The organism is Mesorhizobium sp. BE184 (assembly GCF_031457045.1).
Taxonomy (GTDB): domain Bacteria; phylum Pseudomonadota; class Alphaproteobacteria; order Rhizobiales; family Rhizobiaceae; genus Mesorhizobium.
Map to the genome: position 1 here is coordinate 1,527,063 of NZ_JAVDVU010000001.1, position 24,343 is coordinate 1,551,405.

Here is a 24,343-nt window from a genome sequence, read left to right on the forward strand (position 1 = left end):
GTGTTTCTCGCTAGAGATCGAGGACGCCGCGCTTGCGCAGCAGAATCCACAGGAAGAAGGGGCCGCCGACGCAGGCGGTCACAATGCCGATGGGAAGCTCGGCGGGAGCGACGATGGTGCGCGCGACGGCGTCCGCAAGCAGAAGCAGCACCGCGCCCAGCAAGGCCGAGGCGGGCAGCAGGTAGCGGTTGTCGGGGCCGATCAGCAGCCTCAGCAGATGCGGCACGACGATGCCAACGAAGCCGATGCCGCCGCTGACCGCGACCGATGCGCCGACCGCCGCCGCGACAGCGACAATGGCAATGTATTTCAGCCGCTGGACAGGTATGCCAAGGTGATGCGCCGTCGCTTCGCCGAGCGCCAGCGCATTGAGCCCGCGCGCCAGGAAAGGCGTCGCGGCCAGCGCCACCGCGATGATCGGACCGACCACGCCGATCTTCTGCCACGTCGCCCCGGCCAGCGAGCCGAGTTGCCAGAATGTCAGGTCGCGCAACTGCCGGTCGTCGGCCATGTAGATCAGCACGCCGGTCAGCGCCATCGCCAGCGCCGCCAGCGCGATACCGGCGAGCAGCATGGTTGCAACTGACGTCTGCCCTTGGCGCGTGGCGATGCGGTAAAGGATCAGCGTCGTGATCAGCCCGCCGACAAAGGCCGCGAATGGCAGCGCCAGCGCACCGAATAGGTCGGTGAAGGGCGCAAGAACCGTTGCGCCGAGCACGATGACGCCGACGGCGCCGAGGCTCGACCCGGCGGAAATGCCGATCAGGCCGGGGTCGGCAAGCGGGTTGCGGAAAAGCCCCTGCATCACAGCGCCGGATACAGCCAGGGCCGCGCCGATCAGCGCCCCCATCAGCACGCGCGGCAGGCGGATGTCGTTGATGATGATGCGGTCGCGCGCGCTGAGAGCATCGCCGCCCGCCGAAGGGCCGAACAGCCAGTCGCTCACCACGCCGACCGGCGAAGCGTCGGAAGCCCCCGACGCCAGGCTGAGCAAGGCAGTCACGATCAGAACGCCGACCAACGCGAAAATGACCGCACGGGCGCGGACGGATCGGTCGCCTTCTGCCGCCGTGCTCATACCCGGCACGCCGGTCAAAGTCTGGTCAACCATTCTCCCGGCCGCTCAATTGGCGACCTGCCCGCCATAGAGCGCGAGCGCGAGATCGTGAATGGCGCTGGCGGTGCGGGGGCCGAAGCCGAGCAGATAGCTGCCATCCATGCGGATGACGGCTTTTGCCTTGCCGGCGGGCGTCTGCGCGATGGCAGGATTGCCGAGGACTTCCGCTTCGGACGTCTCCGGGCCGCCGCGCCGCATCATCAGGATGACGTCGGGCGCGGCCGTGACGATGGCCTCGTCGGAAAGCTGCTTGTAGCCGGTGTAGCCTTCCACTGCATTGACCCCTCCGGCGAGGGAGATGATGCCGCTGGCGGCGGTGTCGCTGCCGGAAGCCAGTATCTTGCCGCCCTGCGCCGACAGGATGAACAGGATGCGCTTGCGCTGCTTGACCGAGGCGACCCGGCTTTCCACCGCTTTCAGCCTGGCGTCGGTCTGTGCAACAAGGGCATCAGCCTTGGCATCGACGCCAAGCGCCTTTCCGACGATGCGGATCCTGTCGAGGATGCCCTGATGGTCGTACTCCTCCGGCACTTCGATGAAAGGCACGCTCGCCTTCTTGAGCACGTCGACGGCTTCCTTCGGTCCGCTGCCCTGCAGCGCCAGAATGCCCGATGGGTTGACCGACAGAACCCCTTCCGGCGAAAGCTGGCGCATGTAGCCGACATCCGGAAGCTTGAACGCTGCTTCAGGATAGACGCTGGTTGAATCGCGCGCCACGAGATGATCCTGCTCGCCAAGAGCGAAGACGATCTCGGTGATGGCGCCGCCGATGCTGACGATCCTTGAGGTGTCCGGAAATACCGAGACGCCATCTGCGGCCATCGCCGGCGAATACAGGCCGACGGCCAGCGCCACCAGCAGGCTTCGGAAATACGTCATCGAAACCTCTTTCAGGCTGCGTAGGGGCTGGGAATACGCGGCAGGTTTTCCGCCAGGAAGCGCCAGTCTTCACGCTCACCCTGCCCCTCATGCCGCTTTCCGAAGAACTGGATGATCATCCTGCCATCTCCATCATAGACCTCCAGCGACGTCACATGGCCGTCCTTGGTCGGCTTGCGCACGGCCCAGACTTCCTGGACGTGGTCGAGCCTGAGATGCAGATGGAATGTCTCGTCCAGAACGTTGATCCATGGCCCCATGGTCTTGATCGACTTGATCGGCCCGGAATGGATTTGGATGCAGCCGCGGTTGCCGACGAAACACATGATCGGCATGTCGCCTTCGGCGGCGTGGTTCATCATCGCCGGCAGTGCGTCCTTGTCGAGCAGCCAGGCGTAGTCCTGCCCGACCATCCGCACGGCCTGTCGGCGGCTCAGCTTCAGCGTGCGCAGCATGCCGAAGAAATGATGCACGTCGGTGAGCTGGCTCCAGCGGTTGCGCAAATCATCGACGTTGGCCGAGGCGTCCTCGCCTGCCGCATCGCCGTCCACGGCCGCGCCGGCCACTTCGATGCGAGGTTCCTGGTTGCCGGAAATCAGTTCCGCGACCAGCTTCTCATAGGCCTGAAGATTGGAATCCGGCCGCAGATGCACCTTGTGCACGGCGGTGCCGGCTTCGTCGAAGAATTGCAGGCTGCGGCGGATGGCGTCGCCGTCACGCTTTTCGACGGCGAACCCATGCGCCCACACCTTGGGGAAGATGCGCAGGTCGATATCCGCGCCCAGCACCATGGCATTGTGGTTGCCGGTGACGATCTTGTCATAGACGCCGATCTTCTCGTGCACGGCGCTTTCGTTGCGGGTCAACGCCATCACTTCGCCGACCGCTTCGAGTCCGGTCAGCAGCGCATCGACGCGCGGCTCCACCCGCACGACGCCGTCTCCGCAATGCGCCGCCACCAATTCGGCTTCGGAAATGCCAAGGTCGGCGGCGAGGTCGCGCTCGCGCATTTTCGGATTGTCGATCCGGGCGCGCCTGATCTCTTGCGAAGTGGGTTTCATGCGCTGGTCCATGATTGCCTTCTGCCGGTTCTTACTTGTTGAGGATGAGCTTGCCCTGCCGGGTGATCTTGAGCCGGTAGAGCGCGCCGTGATGTTCGATCCCGATCTCGTGATCGCCCTGGAACAGCGAGTTCGAGGAAAGCGTCCGGACGGATAGCGGAACGCGCTCCACACGCACCGGCGTGCGCGTTTCCGCGCGGCGGAAGCGATAGCGGAAATCGTCGGGATTATGCGTGTTCATCGAGTGCGACTCCTGTCTCTGCCGTTGCCCGCTTATCGGCCGGACAAATGCCGATTCATTTGTTGACTTGAATAATCATGTTTACTAGTCAGTGCAATACCGGACAAAATGAGTCAACATTTAACGCGCCGGTTTGAGAGAAATTTGCGAGCAAGCGCTTTGGCCAGCCAGCAGGCAACGGATTTGGAGTTGGAAATGAGGCTGGGGCAGCGCGACGGAATTGATATTGAACATGGGCGACCGACGCTTTTGCGCGCGCCGCGCGGAGCGGCAACGCTTCTGGCCGGCGCGGCGATCGTCGCGCTTTCGGCTTCTCTCGTTCATGCGCAGGAGGCCGGCCAGCCAGACACCGGCCGGACGGAGCAGGATGAGCGGGCCAAGACAGCGGAAGGCACGACCCTTCTCGACAAGATCCTGCTGCTGAGCCGCACAGGCGAAACCTCGATCGAATCCATGTCCTCTTCGAGCCATGTGGATAAGGAACAACTGGAACGCCGCATGGCGACGACGCCGGGCGACGTGTTCTTCGGCGTTCCGGGCATCACCATGCAGGCCGACGCCAGGCGCGTCGCCTCCAGCGTCAACATTCGCGGCCTGCAGGATTTCGGGCGCGTCCAGGTCATCCTCGATGGCGCAAGGCAGAACTTCCAGCGTTCCGATCACGGCACGCAATCGACCTTCTGGGTCGATCCGGAATTGCTGAACTCGGCAGACGTCATCCGCGGGCCGGTCGCCAACACCTACGGCTCAGGCGCCATCGGCGGCGTCGTCATGCTCGCCACGAAAGACGCCGACGATTTCCTGCGTCCCGGCGAAACCTGGGCGACCTCGCTGACCGGCCGCTATGAAAGCAACGGCAGTGGCTGGACCACAAGCGCCACCGGCGCCTACAAGTTCAGCGACAATGTCGGCGTGCTCGGCAACATCGTCTACCGCGATTATGACGACTACAAGGACGGCGGCGGCGACAGGGTCGGCGGCACCGGCTTCGACGTCCTGAGCGGTATGCTCAAGGCCGACATCAAGCCCTCCGAGAACAGCGAGTTGAAGCTCGGCTGGATCGGCGCCAGCGACAGCTGGCAGGAAGTCAGCGGCGGGTCGCCAGCTTACGACCTCGACATGAAGCAGAACACCTGGACGGCCCGCTACAACATCACCGACGAGGACAACAGCTGGCTCGATCTCCACGTCAACGTCGCCTACAACCGGACCGGCATCGACCATACCAGCCTGCGCCCGCTCGGCGGCCGTTTCGACCCGGTCACCGGCCTGCCGGTCGTCCTGCCAGCCGGATCGCTGAACACCTTCGACATCGGCACGACCAGTTTTGACGTCTGGAACACGTCCCGCTTCCAGACCGGCGGTCTCGACCACGAACTGACCTATGGCGGCGACCTCGTCAGCGACGATGTCGATACAGAAGGCGCTGCGGGCGGAGATTCCTTCTACACGCCTTCCGGCAAGCGTCAGGTCGCGGGTGCCTACATCCAGGACAAGATGACCTGGGATTGGCTGCAGGTCATCACCGGACTTCGCTACGATACCTACAGCCTGAAGGGCGGCGGCATCGACAATTCCGGCGACAGGCTGTCGCCGCGCATCACCGTCGGCGTCTCGCCGTTCGATGGCCCGCATCTGGAAGGTCTGCAACTCTACGGTACTTATGCCGAAGGCTACCGCTCCCCCTCGCTCACCGAGACTCTGATCAGCGGCCTGCATCCGGCAGGCGTGTCGTTCCCGTTCCTGCCCAATCCGAACCTCAGGCCGGAAACCGGCAAGACATGGGAGTTCGGCGCCAACTACAAGACCGATGGCGTGTTCCAGCCCGATGACGCGCTGCGCATCAAGGCCGCCTACTTCAACAACAATGTCGAAGACTATATCGACGGCGTCACCCTTTCGCCCTTCGATCCGACCAGCGGCTGTCCGTTCGGCGGCACCATTCCGATCTGCACCCAGTACCAGAATTTCGCCAAGGCCAGGATCGACGGTTTCGAGGTTGAAAGCATCTATGATGCCGGCTGGGGCTTTGCCGGGCTTTCGGCTTCCATCATCAACGGTCACACGATCGACGATGACGGCGTGCGCGCCGATCTGGTTACCACCCCCTCCTCGCAGGTCACCGCGCAGCTCGGCTTCCGCTTCTTCGAGGACAGGCTGACTGTCGGCGGCGAGGTCCAGCACAATGGCAAGCCGAAGGGCAACGCAACGGCGGACGACTACACGCTGGTCAATGCCTTCGCCAGCTATCAGGCGACCGACGATTTCAAGCTCGACTTCCGCGTCGACAACATCTTCGACGTCAAATACGCCAACCCGCTGAACACCACCACCACCGCGAAGCTTTACGAGCCGGGCGTCTCCGTCAAGCTCGCGGCGACCATGCGATTTGGAGGCTAGGCCATGACCCGGAAGGCAATCCTAAACATATTGGCGGCGTTCACCGCCGCCGCATGCTGGGTTGCCTTTCAGCCTGCCCACGCCCAGCAGCCAGCGCCGGCGCTTTCGCTGGAACTGAATGCCGCTCAGCCATCGGACAAGGGCTGCCGCCTCACCTTCGTTGTCAACAACGGACTTGGCGCCGACCTGTCCAAGGCGGCGTTCGAGATCGCCCTGTTCAACGATGCCGGCGTGGTCGACCGGCTGACCGTACTCGATTTCAGGGAATTGCCGGCAGGCAAGACCCGCGTGAGGCGTTTCGACCTTTCGGGGACGGATTGCGGCAAGATCGGCCGCGTTCTGGTCAACAGCGCCACCGAATGCGGCGGCAACGGCGTCGAGCCCACCGCTTGCATGCGCAGCCTCAAGACGGCGAGCAAGGCCGGCATCGCCTTCGGCGTCTGACGGAAGCGCCACAATGGGAATGGAGCCAGCCTTTTCGCGAGCGACCATTGCCTGGCCCCTGGCCGGGGTTGGCGCCATGCCCCCCGAACCGGACGATCCGGTATTCGCAATTCCGCGCGGCGCGCTTCAGCCGGGGATGCGCGATGCCGGCGAGCGCATCTACATTGCCGACACGAAGGCCGACCTTTCGACAAAACCGTCAGAACCCCTGCACGCCGCGCAAGGCCGCACCGTTGAAAGCAGCGCCAAGTGGAAGATTGCGATCGCCTGCTCGCTGCTGCTCCACGCGGCCGTGGCCTGGGCATTCCTGTCGGGATTTTTCGACAACGATATCCTCATCGAGGGGTCCGATCAGGCCGGTGTCCTTCTTCTCGGCAATGCCCCGCAGGACCAGGCTTCGACCAGCGCGCCGGCGAATGAGCCCGACACCCTGCAGGTCACGCTGGTGCCGATGGTTCAGCCGAAGCCTGTCGACAGCATCGAGGCCCTGCCGGTCGAGGTAGCGGAGACGGTGCAGCCGGTCGAGGACGTTGCGGCGGAGGTGCCGGTGGCCGAGACTGTCGCCGCTGTCGAGGAAGCGCCGGCAGCCGCTGTGCCTGCTGAAACGATCGAGCCGATGCCGACCGATCCAAGGCCGCAAATCCTGTCGGCAGAGACCGTCTCCCCGCTCGAAGACAATGTTGTCCAGCCGCCTGGTGCCGAGCAACCGGTCAAGGCCGAAGTCAGCCAAGCCGCAGAGCCGGCGCAAACGGACGAGACGATTGCCCCTGAGCCTGAGCCGAAGCTAGTCGAGAAGGCGCCCACGAAGCCGGTCGAAAAGCCGAAGCGAGTTGAAAAAAGGGCCGAACCGAAAGAGCCGCCGACGAAGGGAGTGAAGGCAAAGCCGGCCAAGACTGCCGGAACGCACAGGGAGAAGGCCGAAAAGGCGAAGTCGGCCGAAAAGAAGAAGACGGAGACCGGAAAGACGCGATCTGGATCGCACGGCGAGAATCAAGCCGACTCCAAGCGCGGTGTCGCCGATGGCAAGGCCAGCGGCAAAAATACCGCAGCCGGCAAAAGCGGCAGATCCGCCGCCGGCAACGCCGCCGTATCAAATTATCCGGGCAAGGTGGCGGCGAAACTGCGCCGCGCCATGCGCAGCCTGTCGCGCTCGACGATCTCGAAAGCGCGCCGCGATGTGCGGGTATCCTTCACCGTCAACGCCAGCGGCGGACTGAGCGGGGTCGGCATCGCCAGCAGTTCCGGCTCACCGGACCTCGATCAGGCGGCGCTGGCCATCGTGCGCCGCGCCGCGCCCTTCCCGCCCATTCCGCCAGACGCCGGCCGTTCGAGCTGGTCCTTTACCCTGCCTCTGGGGGTGAAGTGAAACGTGAATAAACATCAAGAAGCCGCTGATTCGAATCAAGCAACCTCTGAGAGGATAGTCGATGTATATTGCCATGAACCGCTTCAAGGTGCGGAAGGGCGGGGAAGACGCCTTCGAAACCGTCTGGAAGACCCGCGATTCCTCTCTCTCCGAGATGGCCGGTTTCAAGGAATTCCATCTGCTGCGCGGGCCGGTGAACGAGAAAGAAGGCTATACGCTCTTCGCCTCGCATACGGTTTGGGCAAGCCATGAGGACTTCATAGCCTGGACGAAATCCGAGAATTTCCGCGCCGCTCACCGCAATGCCGGCTCCGGCAAGGTTTCCTATATCGGCCATCCGCAGTTCGAAGGCTTTTCGGTCGTCGAAGGCGCTTGAGCTTAGGCCGATGCGAGCAGGCTGGCGTTGCCGCCGGCCGCCGTGGTGTCGACGCAGACCGCGCGCTCGTGCGCATAGGCTGCCGGATAAAGCACCTCGCTGAACAGTAGCACCAGCGGTCCGTCGCGTCGCGCTAGCGCTTGGCGCAGCACCCGCATATCGTCGGGATCGCCGGAAAAGGCGACGAGGTCGAACGGCGCTGTCCGAAGGCTGGCGGCATCGACCGCGCCGTCGATGACGGTCAGCGGCAGTTCCTTGCCGGTCAGCGCCGAGAGGATCGCCGGCGCGCCCGGCGCAACAGCGAGAACCGCGTTGCCGGCGCCCAAGGCCTGGATCACCTGCGCCAGAAGCGTGTCCGCATCCGGCCCCAGGCACAGCGCTCTGCCGCGCGGCACCAGCGACAGCGTATTGGCTTCACCCGTCGGGCCAGGCAGATCGACTTGTCCGTAATCCAGGCTCGCCGCCGAAGCTACCGCCGCGGCCCCTTTGCCGCGCAGGTGCTTGCGCAGGATGGCGATGCGGTCGGATCGCAGCGCCCAGTCAGGAGCCTGGGGCGGCATGGCTTTGGCCAGTTCATCGAACGCTACCGTTGGCATACCCGATGGTGACCCAGCCGCCTGCCCGCCTTTGCGAAACCGCCGCAGATAATGCGGCCCGCCGGCCTTCGGGCCGGTGCCGGACAACCCCTCGCCGCCAAAAGGCTGCGAGCCGACGACAGCGCCGATCTGGTTGCGGTTGACGTAGATATTGCCCGCTTGGATGCCGTCGACCACATGCTGGACGCGGCCCTCGATGCGCGTGTGCAAGCCGAAGGTCAGGCCGTAGCCCTTGCGGTTGATGGCGGCGATGACGGCATCGATCTCGTCGGCGTCGAAACTGGCGACGTGCAGCACCGGGCCGAACACTTCGCGCTCCATCTCGCCGATGCCTGTGACCCGCAACACGGTCGGCGCGACGAACCGGCCGCTTTCCGGAGCATCCAGCGTCGCAATCGCCCTGCCCTGCGCCGTCATGGCGGCGACATAGTCCCTGATAGAGCCCTGCGCCTCAGCGTCGATCACCGGGCCGACGTCGGTGGCGATATCCCATGGGTCGCCGACCTTGAGCGCGGCAAGCGCCCCCCGCAGCATGTCCAGCATCTTCTTCTCCACGTCCTTTTGAACGTAGAGGATGCGTAGCGCCGAGCAGCGCTGGCCGGCGCTCTGGAAGGCAGACGCCAGCACGTCGCGCACGGTCTGCTCCGGTAGCGCGGTGGAATCGACGATCATCGCGTTCAGCCCGCCGGTCTCGGCGATCAGCATGGCATCCGGCGAAGCCGTTTCCGCCAATTGCTTTTCGATCAGCTTCGCGACCTCTGTCGAGCCGGTGAAGCAGACGCCGGCGATACGGGGATCGGCGGTCAGCGGCGCGCCGACCGACGGCCCATCGCCTGGTAAAAGGTGGAGAACGTCTTTCGGCACGCCGGCCTCATGCAGCAATTCAACCGCACGGAACGCGATCAGCGGCGTCTGCTCGGCGGGCTTGGCGAGAACCGCATTGCCGGTCGCCAGCGCCGCCGCGACCTGTCCGGTGAAGATGGCGAGCGGAAAGTTCCAGGGCGAGATGCAGGCGATCGCGCCCCGCGCCTGCGTGCCGGCTTCGGCATGCGCTGCCTCGGAGGCGTAGTAGCGCAGGAAATCCACCGCCTCCCGCACCTCGGCAACACCGTCCGCCAGTGTCTTGCCGGCCTCGCGGGTCGCCAGCGCGAAGAATTCCACCGCGTTCGCCTCGTAGAGATCGGCGGCGCGCTGCAGGATCGCGGCGCGTTCGGCCACCGGTGTTGCCGCCCATGCCGGCTGCGCCTCGACCGCAATGCCAACTGCCGTGGCGACCTGTTCTCGTGTCGCCTCCGTCACGCTGCCGACGGTCTCGGACGGATTCGCCGGGTTCAGCACCTGTCGCGCCGCCGCCTTGCCTTCAGCTCGTGTTAGCGCCTTGGCTATCCACTGGTACGGACTGGCGAACTTCGCCCGTTCCTTGTCGATGGCGGCGAGCGTCATCGCGTCGGTGATGTCCCAGCCCTTCGAATTGCGACGGGCCCCGCCGAATATCGCCGAAGGCTTTGGTATAGCCGGGTTCGCGGCAGGCCCCTGACTTTCCAGCACGTCCAGCGGATCGCGCGCAATCACCTCGGGCGCAACCTCGTCGTCGGTCAACTGATGCACGAAGGAGGAGTTGGCGCCATTCTCCAAAAGGCGGCGCACCAGATAGGCCAGAAGATCGGAATGCGCCCCCACCGGCGCATAAATGCGGCAGCGGGTGCCCTCACCCTTGCGCACCGCCTCGTGCAGGGCTTCGCCCATGCCATGCAGGCGCTGGAACTCGAAGCGGTCCCGGTCCGGCGTCATCGACAGGATAGTCGCCACGGTGTGCGCATTGTGCGTCGCAAATTGCGGATAGATGCGGTCGGTCATCGACAGCAGCTTTCGCGCGCAGGCCATGTAGGAAACATCGGTGTTGGCCTTGCGGGTAAACACCGGATAATCGGCTAGTCCCATCGCCTGGGCGCGCTTGATCTCCGTGTCCCAATAAGCGCCTTTAACGAGACGCACCATGATTCTGCGGTCGAGACGCCCGGCCAGCGCGTGCAGCCAGTCGATGACGTGGAAAGCGCGCGGACCATAGGCCTGGACCACGACGCCGAAACCATCCCAGCCAGCAAGCCGCCCATCGGCCAGCACGGCCTCGATGACGTCCAGCGACAGGTCGAGCCGATCCGCCTCCTCCGCATCGACGTTGAGGCCCATGCGCGCCGCGCGGGCCGCGAGCGCCAGCGTGGTGAGCCGCTCGGTCATCACCGGCAGCATGGTTTCCCTCTGGGAGACTTCGTAGCGTGGATGCAGCGCCGACAGTTTCACTGAAATGCCGTGATTGAGCCGGATGTCCTCGCTCCTGGCGCTCGGCGCCAGCGCGGCAATCGCATCGGCATAGGCCTTCAGATAGCGCAATGCATCGTGTTCGGTGCGCGCGGCCTCGCCCAGCATGTCGAAGGAATAGACATAGCCTTTCTGCGTCATGGAGCGTCCTCGCTTGACCGCCTCGGCGATGGTGCGCCCGAGCACGAACTGCTCGCCCATCTCGCGCATGGCGGCGGCGACGGCGGTGCGGATGACCGGTTCGCCGAGACGCCGCACCATGGAGCGCAGCGTGCGTTCGATATTGCCCTCGCCTTCCTCCAGCACACGCCCGGTCAGCATCAGCGCCCAGGTCGAGGCGTTGACGAAGATGGAGGACGAGGAGCCCGAATGCGCCGACCAGTCATGCGGCGCGATCTTGTCCGCGATCAAATCGTCCATCGTCTCGGTGTCGGGAACCCGCAACAGCGCCTCGGCCAGGCACATCAGCGCGACGCCCTCGCGGGTCGACAGGCCGTAGGATGACAGGAAGACCTCCATCAGCCGCGGGTCGGACGACCCGCGCACCTTGCGCACCAGTTTGGCGGCCCGCTCCGAAATCGCCTCGCGGTCAGTGGCTGAAAGCCCGGTCGCGCCGGAGAGCAGCGCCATCGTTTTGGCTTCGTCGGGAAGGGTGTTGGCGCGGATCTGATGGCGGATCGTGTCGAGCGCGGACATGAATTCCTCGAAGACGAAATGGTGTTGGCTGCTTTCTAAAGGCTAGCACGGACCCCTATTTGCAACCGGTCCAAAGAAATCGACTTTATAGCCTAAACATGCTATTTTTCTATTCATTTATAACCTGATTGAGCCATTCTAACCATGATTGAAGACCGATTGGACCGAACCGACAGATCCATCCTGTCTGCCCTTTCCAGCCAGGGCCGCCTCTCCATGGCCGAATTGGCGGAAAAGGTCGGCCTGTCGAAGACGCCGGTGCAGGCGCGGGTGAAGCGGCTTGAGAAGGACGGCTATATTCGCGGCTACGCCGCCATGGTCGACCGGGAGAAGATGGGCGAAGGCCATGTCGCCTTCGTCCAGGTGAAGCTCTCGGACACGCGCTCGGCTGCGCTGGATGCCTTCAACCGCGCCGTCGCCGCCGTGCCGGAAATCGAACAGTGCCACATGATGGCAGCCAGCTTCGACTATCTGCTCAAGGTGCGCACCCGTGACATCGCCGCCTACCGCCGCGTTCTGGGCGAGCGCATCTCTGCCCTGCCCCATGTGGCGCAGACCTCCACCTTCGTGGCGATGGAGACGGTCAAGGACCGTTGACGTCAGTTCAGCGTCTTCAAAAACGCCACCAGCGCCGCGCGTTCCCGTTCGGACAAGCGCAGCGGGTGAAGCTCGGTTTCGCCCTCCACGCTTGGCGGCGCCTTGGCATAGTGCGCCACCACCTCGTCCAGCGACGCGAATTGCCCGGCATGCATGTAAGGCGGCCTTCCGGCCGCGCCGCGCAGCGACGGTGTCTTGTAGGCGCGGATGAGTTCCGGCGCGGCCTTGCTCATGAATTTCAGCTCGCCGCAGGCATCGGCCGGTCCGTCGCGATACGCGCCGAGGCAATTGAACGGATCGGCCGTCACCTGCGTCACCGCATCTATGCGGCCACGGTCGATCGGAAATCCCGGCACCGGCGGCACGCCCGTATTGTGGAAACTGTCGTCGGTGAAGCGCGGACCGTTGTGGCAGGTAGAACAATTGGCCTTGCCAATGAAGAGCTTCAGCCCCTGCACCTCCTCCGGCGACAGCGCGGCGTCGCTGTCGATTGGCGCTCCCGAAGCCAGCGCCACGGCGAACCGGTCGAAGCGCGTTTGGGTCGGCATGATCGACCGTTCGAACGCCGCGATCGCCTTGCCGATATTCGCGAACACCCGGTTCACGCTGTCGCGCTGTTCCTCCGACATGCCGTCCCAGGCAGCCTTATCCGCTTCCGTTCCCAGCGGCCCGGCATTGGCGGGCACGGTGGAAAGGTCCGGCAGCGGGCCGAAGATGCGCTCATAGCGTTCGCCGAAACGGTTTTTGACGTAGTGGGCATAGGCTGCGCGGTTGCCGCCATGCTCGCGGCCGTCCTCCAGCGGCGTCAGCGCCTGCGCCCACAGGCTGTCGCGCCGCCCGTCCCAGAACAGGAACGGGCTGTAGGCGGCGCCGGCCAGCGGCATGGTGCGGCGGTTCGTCCGCGCCACGCCTTGCGCCTGCGGCAGGTCATCCTGGAACTGCCGGTCAATCTTGTGGCAGGTAGAACAGGATACGGTCCCGTTGCCGCTCATCGACGGGTCGAAGAAAAGCGTCGAGCCGAGCGCCGCCGCGCCCGGTACATCGGCAAAACGATTGGTCGTGTCGGGCTTCAGCGGGGGCAGCGCCGAGAGGGCGAGCGAGGCGATGGTCCTCTTTTCGGCATCGGAGAAATCCGGCTTGCCGCAGCCGGCCAGCGCCAGAAGGATGCCGAGGATCGGACCGAGCCGGCGCATGGCCGCCTCACAGCACCACGTTGAAGGTGACGGAGTCCGAACCGGCCTTGGCGGAGATGTTGAAGTGCAGTGTCCACCAGCCGCTCATCGAGAACTTGATGCCGTCGATGCGGTACTGGCCGCCGCCGAGATAATCGGTCGCCTGCGGGCTGGTCGGCAGGCCATGACTGTGCTGCGGCATGCCGCCGGAAATGTCGATCGCGGCGTTCTCCACCGGGTCGCCGGCGGCGCTCTTGAGCGTCAGCACCCAGCTGTGCAGTTCGCCCTGGGTTATCGGGTCCCGGTCCGGCGCGATGCTGGCGACGAACAGGCCGTTGACCGTTTTCTTCGTCCGCGCAAGGTCGGGACCAGCCTGCCGGGGCGCGGTCAGGTAGACGGCCGCCAGCACGCCTACCAGCACCGCCGCGAGACCGATTGCCGCCAGTATGTATCGCCCCAGAAATGCCAAGCCCGTTACTCCCGAGGCAAGCCGATGAAGCCTTGATTCAGCCTGCCTGCAAAATCTTACGGACCGGAAAAAACCACGCCCGTCAAGGCATGGCGCAGAGGTCGCTTAAGCGCTAAAGCATCGCAACGTCAAAAATTCCGGGAAAAGCATGACTACGCAAGGCATAGCGGCAATCGGTGAGTGCATGATCGAACTGTCGGGCGGCTCCGACGGCAACTGGCGCATGGGATTTGCCGGCGATACCTTCAACACGCTCTGGGCGCTTTCCGCATTGACGGACGGCCCGGCCACCTACGTCTCTGCCTTCGGCGACGACCCCTTCTCGCGCAACCAGATCGCATTCTTCAAAGCACACGGCATCGGCATCGGGGCCAGCCCGGTCATTGCCGGCGCGCGGCCCGGTCTCTATGCCATAACGCTGACCGGCGCCGAGCGCTCCTTCACCTATTGGCGCAACGACGCAGCGGCCAAACAGCTTGCATCGCAGCCTGATTCCCTAACGAAAAGCCTGCAAAACCAATCGCTTGTCTATTTTTCCGGAATCACTTTGGCAATTCTCGACGCGCCCGCGCGCAAGACGCTGATGACAGCGATCGCCGCCGCGCGAGCGGCGGGGAGCCGCATCGCCTTCGACCCCAATTACCGGCCACGCCTGTGGCAAAGCCGCGATGAGGCACAGGCCGCAATCACCGAAGCCCTGGCGGTCACGGACATCGCCCTGCCGACCTTTCCCGACGAACAGATGCTGTTCGGCGACGGCGCGCCGCAGGAAACCGCCGCGCGTTTGGCCGCGCATGTCGGCGAAGTTGTGGTGAAGAACGGCGAGGATGCTGCCCTTGTGGTGGGCGATGGCGGCACAGCCGCGGTACCCGCTGTCACGGTCGCCTCGCCCGTCGACACCACCGGAGCCGGCGATTCCTTCAATGGCGGTTATCTCGCCGCCCGCCTTGCCGGCCATGCGCCGGCCGAAGCGGCAAGGCGCGCGCACCGGGTCGCCGCTGCCGTCGTTCAGGTACGTGGCGCGCTTGCGTCCGCCGACGTGCTGCGGACTGCTTTCGCCGCCTAGCTCGGCCAGGCTCTAAGGAAGCCGGAACCGGTATTCCGAAACGTGATGGTAGGTTTCGCCGGGCATCAGCGTTGCGTGCGGGAAGTATGGCCGGTTCGGCGCATCGGGCCAGATTTGCGACTCAAGACACAGGCCGGCATGTTTGCCATATTTCAGCCCGCCCAGCCCCGGCGATGCCGGCGCGACGTGCTGGCCGACATAGAGTTGCACGCCGGGTTCGGTCGTCCACAACTCCATCTCGACACCCGAGCGCGCACCTTGAAGCCAGGCCGCCTGCTTCAGCGGACCGCGTTCCGGCGCGAGACAGAAATTTTCGTCGTAATCGACCTGTGCCTCACCCGGGTCCGAACGGATGGGCCGCGCCTGACGGAAATCGAACGGCGTGCCGTCCACGGGCTGCACCACGCCCGTCGGGATCAGCTCAGCATCGACGGGCAGATAGGCGGCGGCCGGCAGCATCAGCCTGTGGTCGAGTATGTCGCCGGCGCCGCCATCGTCAAGGTTGAAATAGGAATGCTGGGTCAGGTTGCAGACCGTCGGCTCTTCGCAGGTCGCCGTCAGTTCGATGCTCAGGGTGCCCGGTATCTTCAGCCGGTAGGTGCAAGTCACGTCCAGCGCGCCGGGAAATCCCATCGTGCCAGCCGGGTCGTGCAGCGTCAGCGTGACGAAATCCCGCCCGTGCAGCGAAACCATCCAAGGCCTGCCGAAATAACCTTTGCCGCCGCCATGCAGCATGTGTTTGCCGAGAAAATTGCGGTCGGTCTGGTGACGGGCGCCGGCTAGCGAAAACCGCCCGTCCCTGATGCGGTTGGCATAGCGCCCCACGAGGGCGCCGAAATAGGCCGTGTCGCGCTCATAGGCTTCCAGCGTATCGAAACCCAGGACGAGCGGCGCGTCATGTCCAGCGAGCCTCAAATCCTGGATGATCGCACCAAAGCCGATGATGTTGGCGCTGAGGCCGCCGCCGCGAATGGTGAAGCGGCGGACGGCCTCGCCCGCCTGCGTCGTGCCAAATTCTTCGCCGTCCTTCATGGCGTCGCTCTGCCCGCTTCCTGCTGTTGGGCAGACCTATAGGGCTATAAGCCCAGTCCGCCAATACAGACATATTTGGTATCCAGATAATCCTCGATGCCCTGATGCCCGCCTTCCGCGCCGAGACCGGATTCCTTGACGCCGCCGAACGGCGCTTCCGGCGTGGTGATCAGCCCTTCGTTGACGCCGACCATGCCATATTTCAGCCCTTCCATGACGCGGTACGCGCGGCCGAGGTCGCTGGTATAGAAATAGCAGGCGAGGCCGAACTCCGTGTCATTGGCCAGCGAAACGGCCTCTTCCTCCGTCTCGAATTTGAACACCGGGGCCACAGGGCCAAAAATCTCTTCCTTCATGAAGCGCATCTTCGGCGAAGCGTTGGAGATCACGGTCGGCTGGAAGAAAGAACCGCCGAGCTTGTGCCGCTTGCCGCCGGTCTCGACCTTGCCGCCCTTGGCCGCCGCGTCGGCGATCAGCTCCTCGACCTTTTCCACTGCCTTTTCATCGATGAGCGGCCCCTGCTGCACGCCTTCTTCAGTGCCGGCGCCAACCTTGAGCTTGTTGCTCGCTTCCACCAGCTTTTCGACGAATCGGTCGAGAATGCCCGCCTGGACGAAGAACCGGTTCGTGCACACGCAGGTCTGGCCGGAATTGCGGTATTTCGCCATGATCGCGCCAGCCACCGCGCGGTCGATGTCGGCGTCGTCGAAGACGATGAAGGGGGCGTTGCCGCCGAGTTCCATCGACACCTTCTTCACCGTCGCAGCCGATTTGGCGATCAGGATCTTGCCGACTTCGGTCGAGCCGGTGAAGGTGAGTTTCTTGACCAGCGGGTTGGCGCATATCTCATCGCCGATCTCGCCGGCTGCGCCGGTGACGATGTTGACCACGCCCTTGGGAAATCCGACCTCTTCGACCAGCGCGCCCCAGGCCAGGCCTGAATAGGGCGTCTGCGTCGCCGGTTTGACGACCGCGGTACAGCCGGCGGCAAGTGCGGGACCCAGCTTGCGGGCGAGCATGGACGAGGGAAAATTCCACGGCGTGATGGCGGCGATGACGCCGACGGGCTCCTTGGTGACCAGGATGCGGCGGTCCGCCCATGGCGAAGGCACGACGTCGCCATAGGTCCGGCGGCCTTCCTCCGCGAACCACAGGATGTAGGCTGCGGAAGAACCGATCTCGCCCTTGGATTCGGTCAACGACTTGCCTTGCTCCATCGTCAGCAGTTCGGCCAGCGAATCCTGATTGTCCATCAGCGCGTCATGCAGCTTGCGCAACAGCCTGGAGCGCTCCAGCGCCGAGGTCTTGCGCCAGGTCTGGAAGGCTTTGTCCGCCGCCTCGATGGCGCGCCGCGTCTCGGCCCCGCCCGATTTCGGCACCGTGCCGATCTTCTGTCCGGTGGCAGGATTGGTGACGTCGATCGTCTTGCCGGAATCGGCCTGCACCCATTCGCCATCGATGAGATTGGCCTGGCGCATGAAATGGCTGGTTTTCTGAAGCATGAACGACCTCCGCTCCGCGCCGTGGCGCGCGTTTATTCTGATCCCGTGGTGGATATGGCTAATATAGAGGCCGCACGGGCATGTGACAGCCCATCGCCCACCCATAGGTTTAGGCCAGGTTCTAGGTGAACGTATGCTGCACTACGAACAGCCAGAACCCCGTGGTGAAGACGGCCAGCGCCGTAGCGATCGTCATCTGGCTTGAGGCCAAAGCCTCGCCGGTGCCGAACTGGGTCGAGATCAGATAGGAATTGACGCCCGACGGCAGTGCCGCCGCCATGACGGCAACCTTGGCGGTCAGTGGCGGGAGGCCGAGCAGCCATACCAGCGCAAACACGATCGCCGGCATGAACAGCAGCTTCAGCCCTGACAGCACCAGCGCCGGCTTGACTGTTCCCGAGATGCCGTAGCGCCGCAGGCCAAGCCCCATGGCAAAGAGCGCGACCGGCGCGGCGATCCCTGCCAGCGCGTCGACCAGCCGCCCGGCGAGCGAAGGCAGCGGCAGGCCGGTCAGCCGCCACAACCACCCCAGAAGGATGCCGATGATCAGCGGGTTGGTGAAAATGCGCCGGAAGAAGATGCGCAGGATGCGCGCCGGGTGCAGTTGGCCGTCGCCCTTCGGACCGAACATCTCGAAGAGGATGATCGATGCCATGATCATGATCGGCAGGTGGATGGAGATCAGCAGCGACAATTGCTGAAAACCCTCCTGCCCCAGAACGCCGAGCATGAACGGCACGCCGAGCAGGACCAGATTGGAAAAGGAGGAGGATACGCCGCCGACAACGCCGCCGCGCGCATCGCGGCCGAACACCCGTGTCGCGATGAGGTGGCCGGCGGTCCAGGTAATGGCTGCGGCGGCGAAATACACGCTCCAGAAGGACCATGGCGCCGAACCGTGGAAATCGGCGTCGATCATGGTTCGGAACAAAAGGAGCGGCATCGCCACGCCGACTGCGAATTCCGAAACAGCTTCGCCCGTCTCGGCCTTCAGATAGCCGGTGAGCCCTGCAATGTAGCCGAGCGCCACCAGGCCGAAGACGAACAATATCGTTTCTGTGAGCGATCCCATTCCCGCCCTGATAGGCGAGCCGCCCCTGCCGCGCAATCGCCCGATCGTACAAGTCCGGGGCATCGGGAGTGCATTCCGCGGGCGACGCTCGACCGACCAAGAGACCACCCACGGTTGCCTCACCGGTGCTGACATTCCTATATGCGGGAGGCCGCCATGCCGCGCGGCTTCCTGAAAGGCCTTCAATGCTGCGATTTCTGGTTGCGCTTTTTCTGCTGGCCTCACCCGCCGCCCACGCGACGGATGCCGGCTGGGCGCTGCTGCGGGAAGGCGGACATGTGGTGTTCCTGCGCCATGCGATGGCGCCGGGAACCACCGAACCCGCCAATTTCGACATCGAGAAATGCTCGACCCAGCGCAATTTGTCGGCGCGCGGAAAGCAGCAGGCGAGCAAGATCGGCGCCCTGTTCGGCGCCCGCGCGGCACCTGTCGAGCGGGTCCTTTCCAGCCGCTATTGCCGCTGCCTCGACACCGCCCGCATCGCTTTCGAAGCGGAGCCGGAACCCTTTGCGGCGCTGGACCCGCCGGCAGCCGACGAGGCGTCCCGCAAGACCCAGGAAGCTGACATCCTGGCGCAAATCCGGGATTATTCGGGAACGGACAATCTGGTCATGGTCACCCATGTCGAGAACATCCAGGGCATGACCGGCATCTCGCCCCGCGAGGGCGAAGCGGTTATCGTCGCGCCGGATGGCGACGGCCTGCGCGTTCTGGGACGCATTGTTTTCTGATGAAGTTTTCTGATGAACCCGGGGCGCCGCCCGCACCGCTTTTCGCAGTCCCGCGGCAGCCAGGAAACCGCCCTTATAGACGATACCCGGCAGCTTAATGAAACTTTGTGCCTTTTCCTGTTTATAAAAACCGATTAAACAGCGCGCAAACGCAGAACCTCCATTGCGCGTAAACGAAGGAAGAAACCGTGGCCACCACGTTCGAAAAAGTCGCCAAGATTATCGCCGACACCAGCGAGATCGATATCGACACGATCACCCCGGAAAGCCACACGATCGACGATCTGGGCATCGATAGCCTCGACTTCCTCGACATCGTCTTCGCCATCGACAAGGAATTCGGCATCAAGGTTCCGCTCGAAAAGTGGACGCAGGAAGTCAATGACGGCAAGGCGTCCACCGACGAGTATTTCGTCATGAAGAACCTCTGCGCCAAGATCGACGGCCTCGTCGCCGCCAAGAACGCGACCTGACGATCGTCAAGGCAGGCAAAGGTGCTCTTGACGGGCGCTGCCGCCTGCCCCGATAACAGCCTCCCATGAATCCCCGCGACGTCGTCATCACAGGCATCGGCCTTGTTTCCTCCCTGGGCGAAGGCCCGGAGGCGCATTGGCAACGGCTGACCGCGCCCTCTCCTGCGCCGGTGCTCAATGCCGAGCGCTTCGCGCCCTATTCCGTTCACCCGCTGCCGGAAATCGACTGGAACCTGCAGATCGCCAAGCGCGGCGACCAGCGCCAGATGGAAACCTGGCAGCGGCTCGGCACCTATGCCGCCGGGCTGGCGCTCGACGACGCCGGCATAAAGGGTGATGAAGAACTCTGCGCCGCCATGGACATGGTGGTGGCGGCCGGCGGCGGCGAACGCGACATGACGGTAGACGCCGCGATCCTCGCAGCATCCGACACCCGCGCCGACCGCGACGTGCTGCTGAACGAAAAACTGACGACGGAACTGCGTCCGACCCTGTTCCTCGCGCAGCTTTCCAACCTCCTGGCCGGCAACATTTCCATCGTCCACAAGGTGACGGGTTCCTCCCGTACCTTCATGGGCGAGGAAGGCGCCGGCATATCAGCCGTCGAGACGGCCGCAGCGCGCATCCGTTCCGGCCAGTCAACGCACGTTCTGGTGGGCGGCGCCTTCCAGACCGAGCATCCCGACATGCTGCTCGGCTACGAGCTGGGCGGCTACCTGCATCGCGGCGGCTGGAAATCTGTATGGAAGCGCAACGGTTCCGAGGGCGGCGGCGTCGTCACCGGCTCGGGCGGTGCGTTCCTGGTGCTCGAACAGCGCGAACACGCCGAAAAGCGCGGCCGCAGGATATATGCGACTCTCGGCCCGGTCGTGTCGGCGCGGTCGCGCCGTTCGCGTGGCGAACTCGCTGCCGGGATCGAATCGCTGCTGGACAAGGTGGGCCTGCCGAGCGGGCCGCTGCTGGCGATTTCCGCGGCCTCCGGCAGCCATGAAGCCACCGCCGCCGAAAAAGCAGCCCTTGCAGCGCGCGCCGATCTTGCCGTGCGCGGCTTCACCTCGCTGACGGGCCACATGAAGGAAGCGCAGTTTCCCTTCGCCGTGGCGCTGGCCGCGCTCGCCGTCGACCACAAGACGGCCTACCCGGCGTTCGACATTGAAAGCGAGCGGCCATTCGGCGAGGTTCCGCGCCAGGTACTGGCAACGGCGATCGGCTATCACCATTTCGAGGGCATGGCGCTGGTCAGCGCCGCCGACTGAGAGGGTCAAGAATGACCAGCCTGAAGGATCATCTGGGCCGGCCCGTCGTGGCTGTCACCGGCATCGGCGTCGTCACCTCGCTTGGCGTCGGCAAGGAAGAAAACTGGGCGGCGCTCACCGCCGGCAAGTCCGGCATCCACCCGATCACCCGATTCCCCATCGATCATCTGAACACCCGCATCGCCGGAACGGTGGATTTTCTCGCGTCCAGTTCCAAGGGCGCGAGCGCGCTGACCTACGAGCTCGCGCAGACGGCAGCCCTGGAGGCTGTCACGCAATCCGGTATCGATGCGACGGATTTCGGCGGCCCGCTGTTCCTCGCGTCGCCGCCGATGGAACTCGACTGGCACGATCGGTTTGCCCTGCATGAAGCCGCCGCCGGTGAGGACGAGGGCGCCCGGCTGCTGGCCGCCGCGCAGCGCCTGAATTCACTCGATATGTTCGGCTCCTCGCAGTTCGGCTACATCGCCGACAAACTCGCCGACCAGTTCGGCGCCACCGGCCTGCCCATCACGCTCTCCACGGCCTGCGCTTCCGGCGCGACGGCGATCCAGCTCGGCGTCGAGGCGATCCGGCGCGGCGAATGCGACCGTGCGCTCTCCATCGGCGCCGATGGTTCGGCGACCGCCGAGGCGCTGATCCGCTTCTCGCTGCTTTCGGCGCTTTCCACCAACAACGACAATCCGGAAAAGGCCTCCAAGCCGTTTTCCAAGGACCGCGACGGCTTCGTCCTGGCCGAAGGGTCGGCGGCGCTCGTCCTGGAATCGCTGGAAAGCGCACTTGCCCGTGGCGCGACCGTGCTCGGCATCCTGCGCGGCTGCGGCGAGAAAGCCGACGATTTCCACCGCACCCGCTCCAAGCCTGACGGTTCGCCGGCAATCGGCGCTGTCAAGGCCGCCCTTGCCGACGCCGGCCTGAAGGAGGACGAAATCGACTACATCAACGCCCACGGCACCTCGACGCCGGAAAACGATAAAATGGAACATATGTCGCTTTCCACCGTGTTCGGCGAACGGATCGGCTCCATTCCGATCTCCTCCAACAAGTCGATGATCGGCCACACGCTTTCGGCGGCGGGTGCGATCGAGGCGGCTTTCTCGCTGATGACCATGCGCGAAGGCGTCATTCCGCCGACCATAAATTACGACAATCCCGACCCCGCCATCGTCCTTGACCTGGTGCCCAACACCAAGCGCGTCGCCAAGGTCGGCACCGTGCTTTCCAATTCCTTCGGCTTTGGCGGCCAGAACACCTGCCTTGTCATGGCGCGGGAACCTGTTTAGTAGCCTCACTTCGGTGTTGACCGCTATAGATATTGCGGTGCGTCCTTCGAGGCTCACTCAGAGCGCGCCGATCTGATTTCAGGAAAAACGATGCGCGCACTGCAACTCATCGAGGACCGCCGGCTGGAAACGGTCGACGTTCCCCTGCCCCCGGCCCCGGCGCTCGGCGAGGTCACGCTGCGCATCAAGGCGGTGGCGCTCAACCACATCGATGTATGGGGTTGGCGCGGCATGGCCTTCGCCAAGCGCAAGCTGCCGCTGACCATCGGCGCGGAAGCCTCCGGTGAGGTCGAGGCTGTCGGCCCCGGCGTATCCGGCCTCGTGCCCGGGCAGCTCGTATCGATTTACGGCGCGCGTACCTGCGGCCTCTGCCGCGCCTGCCGCGAGAAACGCGACAATCTGTGCGAGAACGTCTCCGGCGTTCACGGCTTCCACCTTGACGGCTTCGCGCAGGAGAAGATCAACCTGCCGGCGCGACTGCTGGTGCCCGCGCCGCCCGGCGTCGATGCCATTGGCGCAGCCGTTGCGCCTGTCACCTTCGGCACCGTCGAGCACATGCTGTTCGACAATGCCAAGCTCGAGCCGGGAGAAACCATACTGGTCCACGCCGGCGGCTCGGGCATCGGCTCGGCGGCGATCCAGCTTGCCAGGAAAATGGGCTGCACCGTCATCACCACGGTCGGTTCGAAGGACAAGATCGACAAGGCGAAGGCGCTTGGTGCCGATCACGTCATCAACTACCGCGAGGACCGTTTCGAAGGCGTCGTCCGCAAGCTGACGAAAAAGAAGGGCGTCGATGTCGTGTTCGAACATGTCGGGGCCGACACCTGGGCGGGATCGATGCTGTCGCTCAAGCGCGGCGGCCGCCTCGTCACCTGCGGCTCGACCTCGGGCGTTTCCACGCAGATGAATTTGATGCAGCTCTTCCAGCAGCAGCTGAAACTGCTCGGCTCCTTCGGCTGCCGCATGGAAAACATGGCCAATGCCATGCAGAAGATGGCGGCCGGCCTCGTTCATCCGGTGATCGACACCGAAGTCGGCTTCGACGGGATCGACAAGGCGTTGAAGCGCATGGAAGGCCGCGACGTCTTCGGCAAGATCATCCTCCGCATCGAGACATGAGCGGGTCGCGCGGCAAGCTGCGGCGGGACCTGAAGTTCGGCTTCGCCATGCGGCTGCAGAAGCTCAACTACTGGCTGCTGGCGCGTCTGGCCATGACTGTGATCGCCGTCCTGAGGCTGCTGCCGGTTGACAAGGCGCTGAATTTCGCTGATCGCGCCGCCCGCCGTATCGGACCATGGATCGGCAGGCACCGCGTAGCCGTTTCCAATCTGCGCGCCGCCTACCCTGAGAAAAGCGACGAAGAGATCCAGGCCATCGCGCTCGACATGTGGGGCAACATGGCCCGCCTGGCGGCCGAATATGTCTTTCTAGACCAGTTGTTCGACTATGATCCCGACGCCGCCACTCCAGGCCGGGTGGAAGTCGTGGGCGCCGAGAATTTCGAGCGTATCGCCGCCGAGAACAAGGCGCATATCGTCTTCACCGGTCATCTCGGCAATTTCGAACTGCTGCCGGTTGCCGCCGCCACATTCGGCATGAAGATCACCGCGCTTTTCCGCCCGCCCAACAACCCCTATCTGGCCGACTACATCCTCTCGACCCGCCGCTCCAACATGGGCGACCTGCTGCCTTCGGCCAACGGAGCGTCCTTTGCCTTGGCCGGCATCCTGTCGCGCGGCGGCAATATCGGCGTTCTTGTCGACCAGAAATTCCATCGCGGCGTCGAGACGACATTCTTCGGCCGGCGCTGCCATAGCAATCCCGTGCTGGGCATGCTGGCCCGTCACTATGAGTGCGACGTCTACCCTGCCCGCTGCGTCCGCCTGCCGGGCAACCGTTTCCGGCTTCAGATTGAGGACAAGCTCGTCCTGCCGCGCGACGAGAAGAACGAGGTGGACGTGCAGGCGACGACACAGTTGCTGTGCGACGTCGTGGAGCGGTGGGTGCGTGAAGATCCCGGCCAGTGGATGTGGTTCCACAAGAGGTGGCATATCAGCCCGCGCGGCGGCCGGCGGTCGAAAAAGCCGGCAGGCAATGGCGTGTCTGGCGGCGGCTGACACTTTCTCATCCCAAAACTGGGACGGCAGCCTTTTTTGCTTGATCGTTAATAATTTCCAGCGAGAATAAAAACG

The 24,343-nt window shown here is 64.3% G+C and carries 22 protein-coding genes; 12 read left to right on the forward strand and 10 right to left on the reverse strand.

Translation table 11 applies throughout. The features are described from left to right. Window positions 1-10 precede the first annotated feature (10 nt). From J2X35_RS07475 to hemP, 4 genes are read right to left on the reverse strand one after another with little or no spacing between them, the layout of a single operon-like run. Window positions 11-1,111, reverse strand: a complete 1,101-nt coding sequence (locus tag J2X35_RS07475; RefSeq protein ID WP_310183397.1) for an iron ABC transporter permease — start codon at window positions 1,109-1,111, stop codon at window positions 11-13. A gap of 12 nt (window positions 1,112-1,123) precedes the next feature. After that, window positions 1,124-1,996, reverse strand: a complete 873-nt coding sequence (locus tag J2X35_RS07480) for a hemin ABC transporter substrate-binding protein (RefSeq protein WP_310183400.1) — start codon at window positions 1,994-1,996, stop codon at window positions 1,124-1,126. Window positions 1,997-2,007: 11 nt separating this feature from the next. Continuing rightward, window positions 2,008-3,069: a ChuX/HutX family heme-like substrate-binding protein gene (locus J2X35_RS07485; protein ID WP_310183401.1), complete on the reverse strand. Its 1,062-nt coding sequence runs from the start codon at window positions 3,067-3,069 to the stop codon at window positions 2,008-2,010. A gap of 19 nt (window positions 3,070-3,088) precedes the next feature. Next, on the reverse strand, window positions 3,089-3,298 hold the full coding sequence (hemP, locus tag J2X35_RS07490) for a hemin uptake protein HemP (RefSeq protein WP_310183404.1): 210 nt from the start codon (window positions 3,296-3,298) through the stop codon (window positions 3,089-3,091). A gap of 195 nt (window positions 3,299-3,493) precedes the next feature. Here hemP and J2X35_RS07495 point away from each other — a divergent pair, with 195 nt between their 5' ends. The 4 genes from J2X35_RS07495 to J2X35_RS07510 all read left to right on the forward strand — a co-directional run bounded on the left by J2X35_RS07495 (window position 3,494) and on the right by J2X35_RS07510 (window position 7,884). Next, window positions 3,494-5,698, forward strand: coding sequence for a TonB-dependent hemoglobin/transferrin/lactoferrin family receptor (locus J2X35_RS07495; protein WP_310183408.1), 2,205 nt, complete (start codon window positions 3,494-3,496; stop codon window positions 5,696-5,698). Between the two features lie 3 nt (window positions 5,699-5,701). Further along, window positions 5,702-6,142 carry a hypothetical protein gene (locus J2X35_RS07500; protein ID WP_310183411.1) on the forward strand — a complete coding sequence of 147 codons (441 nt, stop codon included), beginning with the start codon at window positions 5,702-5,704 and terminating at the stop codon, window positions 6,140-6,142. A 76-nt stretch (window positions 6,143-6,218) separates the two neighbouring features. Then, a complete protein-coding gene (locus J2X35_RS07505) occupies window positions 6,219-7,508 on the forward strand; it encodes a TonB family protein (protein ID WP_310183414.1) in 1,290 nt (429 codons plus the stop codon). Between the two features lie 61 nt (window positions 7,509-7,569). Further along, complete coding sequence (locus J2X35_RS07510; protein ID WP_310183416.1) at window positions 7,570-7,884, forward strand: antibiotic biosynthesis monooxygenase; 315 nt, start codon at window positions 7,570-7,572, stop codon at window positions 7,882-7,884. Window positions 7,885-7,886: 2 nt separating this feature from the next. Here the strand turns inward: J2X35_RS07510 and putA are convergent, their stop codons facing one another. Next, entirely contained in the window at window positions 7,887-11,495 is a 3,609-nt protein-coding gene (putA, locus tag J2X35_RS07515; protein WP_310183418.1) for a bifunctional proline dehydrogenase/L-glutamate gamma-semialdehyde dehydrogenase PutA, read from the reverse strand. Window positions 11,496-11,639: 144 nt separating this feature from the next. Here putA and J2X35_RS07520 point away from each other — a divergent pair, with 144 nt between their 5' ends. Then, a complete protein-coding gene (locus J2X35_RS07520) occupies window positions 11,640-12,092 on the forward strand; it encodes an Lrp/AsnC ligand binding domain-containing protein (RefSeq protein ID WP_310183421.1) in 453 nt (150 codons plus the stop codon). A gap of 2 nt (window positions 12,093-12,094) precedes the next feature. On the opposite strand, the gene J2X35_RS07525 is transcribed toward J2X35_RS07520, so the two are convergent. Next, a complete protein-coding gene (locus tag J2X35_RS07525; RefSeq protein WP_310183423.1) occupies window positions 12,095-13,285 on the reverse strand; it encodes a cytochrome c peroxidase in 1,191 nt (396 codons plus the stop codon). A gap of 7 nt (window positions 13,286-13,292) precedes the next feature. Next, complete coding sequence (locus J2X35_RS07530; RefSeq protein WP_056110093.1) at window positions 13,293-13,733, reverse strand: FixH family protein; 441 nt, start codon at window positions 13,731-13,733, stop codon at window positions 13,293-13,295. 148 nt (window positions 13,734-13,881) lie between these two features. Here J2X35_RS07530 and J2X35_RS07535 point away from each other — a divergent pair, with 148 nt between their 5' ends. Next, on the forward strand, window positions 13,882-14,799 hold the full coding sequence (locus J2X35_RS07535; protein ID WP_310183425.1) for a sugar kinase: 918 nt from the start codon (window positions 13,882-13,884) through the stop codon (window positions 14,797-14,799). A gap of 12 nt (window positions 14,800-14,811) precedes the next feature. On the opposite strand, the gene J2X35_RS07540 is transcribed toward J2X35_RS07535, so the two are convergent. From J2X35_RS07540 to J2X35_RS07550, 3 genes are all read right to left on the reverse strand, one after another. Next, a complete protein-coding gene (locus J2X35_RS07540) occupies window positions 14,812-15,831 on the reverse strand; it encodes an aldose epimerase family protein (protein WP_310183427.1) in 1,020 nt (339 codons plus the stop codon). 44 nt (window positions 15,832-15,875) lie between these two features. Then, window positions 15,876-17,333, reverse strand: a complete 1,458-nt coding sequence (locus tag J2X35_RS07545) for an NAD-dependent succinate-semialdehyde dehydrogenase (RefSeq protein ID WP_310183429.1) — start codon at window positions 17,331-17,333, stop codon at window positions 15,876-15,878. A 121-nt stretch (window positions 17,334-17,454) separates the two neighbouring features. Continuing rightward, window positions 17,455-18,405, reverse strand: a complete 951-nt coding sequence (locus tag J2X35_RS07550) for an AEC family transporter (RefSeq protein ID WP_056110101.1) — start codon at window positions 18,403-18,405, stop codon at window positions 17,455-17,457. 185 nt (window positions 18,406-18,590) lie between these two features. Here J2X35_RS07550 and J2X35_RS07555 point away from each other — a divergent pair, with 185 nt between their 5' ends. The 6 genes from J2X35_RS07555 to J2X35_RS07580 all read left to right on the forward strand — a co-directional run bounded on the left by J2X35_RS07555 (window position 18,591) and on the right by J2X35_RS07580 (window position 24,268). Further along, window positions 18,591-19,136: a histidine phosphatase family protein gene (locus J2X35_RS07555; RefSeq protein ID WP_056110103.1), complete on the forward strand. Its 546-nt coding sequence runs from the start codon at window positions 18,591-18,593 to the stop codon at window positions 19,134-19,136. 188 nt (window positions 19,137-19,324) lie between these two features. Then, window positions 19,325-19,609, forward strand: a complete 285-nt coding sequence (locus J2X35_RS07560) for an acyl carrier protein (protein ID WP_056110104.1) — start codon at window positions 19,325-19,327, stop codon at window positions 19,607-19,609. A gap of 65 nt (window positions 19,610-19,674) precedes the next feature. Then, entirely contained in the window at window positions 19,675-20,865 is a 1,191-nt protein-coding gene (locus tag J2X35_RS07565) for a beta-ketoacyl-ACP synthase (protein WP_056110107.1), read from the forward strand. Window positions 20,866-20,876: 11 nt separating this feature from the next. Continuing rightward, window positions 20,877-22,148, forward strand: coding sequence for a beta-ketoacyl-ACP synthase (locus J2X35_RS07570; protein WP_056110109.1), 1,272 nt, complete (start codon window positions 20,877-20,879; stop codon window positions 22,146-22,148). Between the two features lie 90 nt (window positions 22,149-22,238). After that, on the forward strand, window positions 22,239-23,270 hold the full coding sequence (locus J2X35_RS07575) for a zinc-binding dehydrogenase (protein WP_310183437.1): 1,032 nt from the start codon (window positions 22,239-22,241) through the stop codon (window positions 23,268-23,270). Next, window positions 23,267-24,268: a lipid A biosynthesis lauroyl acyltransferase gene (locus tag J2X35_RS07580; protein ID WP_310183439.1), complete on the forward strand. Its 1,002-nt coding sequence runs from the start codon at window positions 23,267-23,269 to the stop codon at window positions 24,266-24,268. The genes J2X35_RS07575 and J2X35_RS07580 overlap by 4 nt, the downstream gene beginning before the upstream one ends. Window positions 24,269-24,343 lie beyond the last annotated feature (75 nt).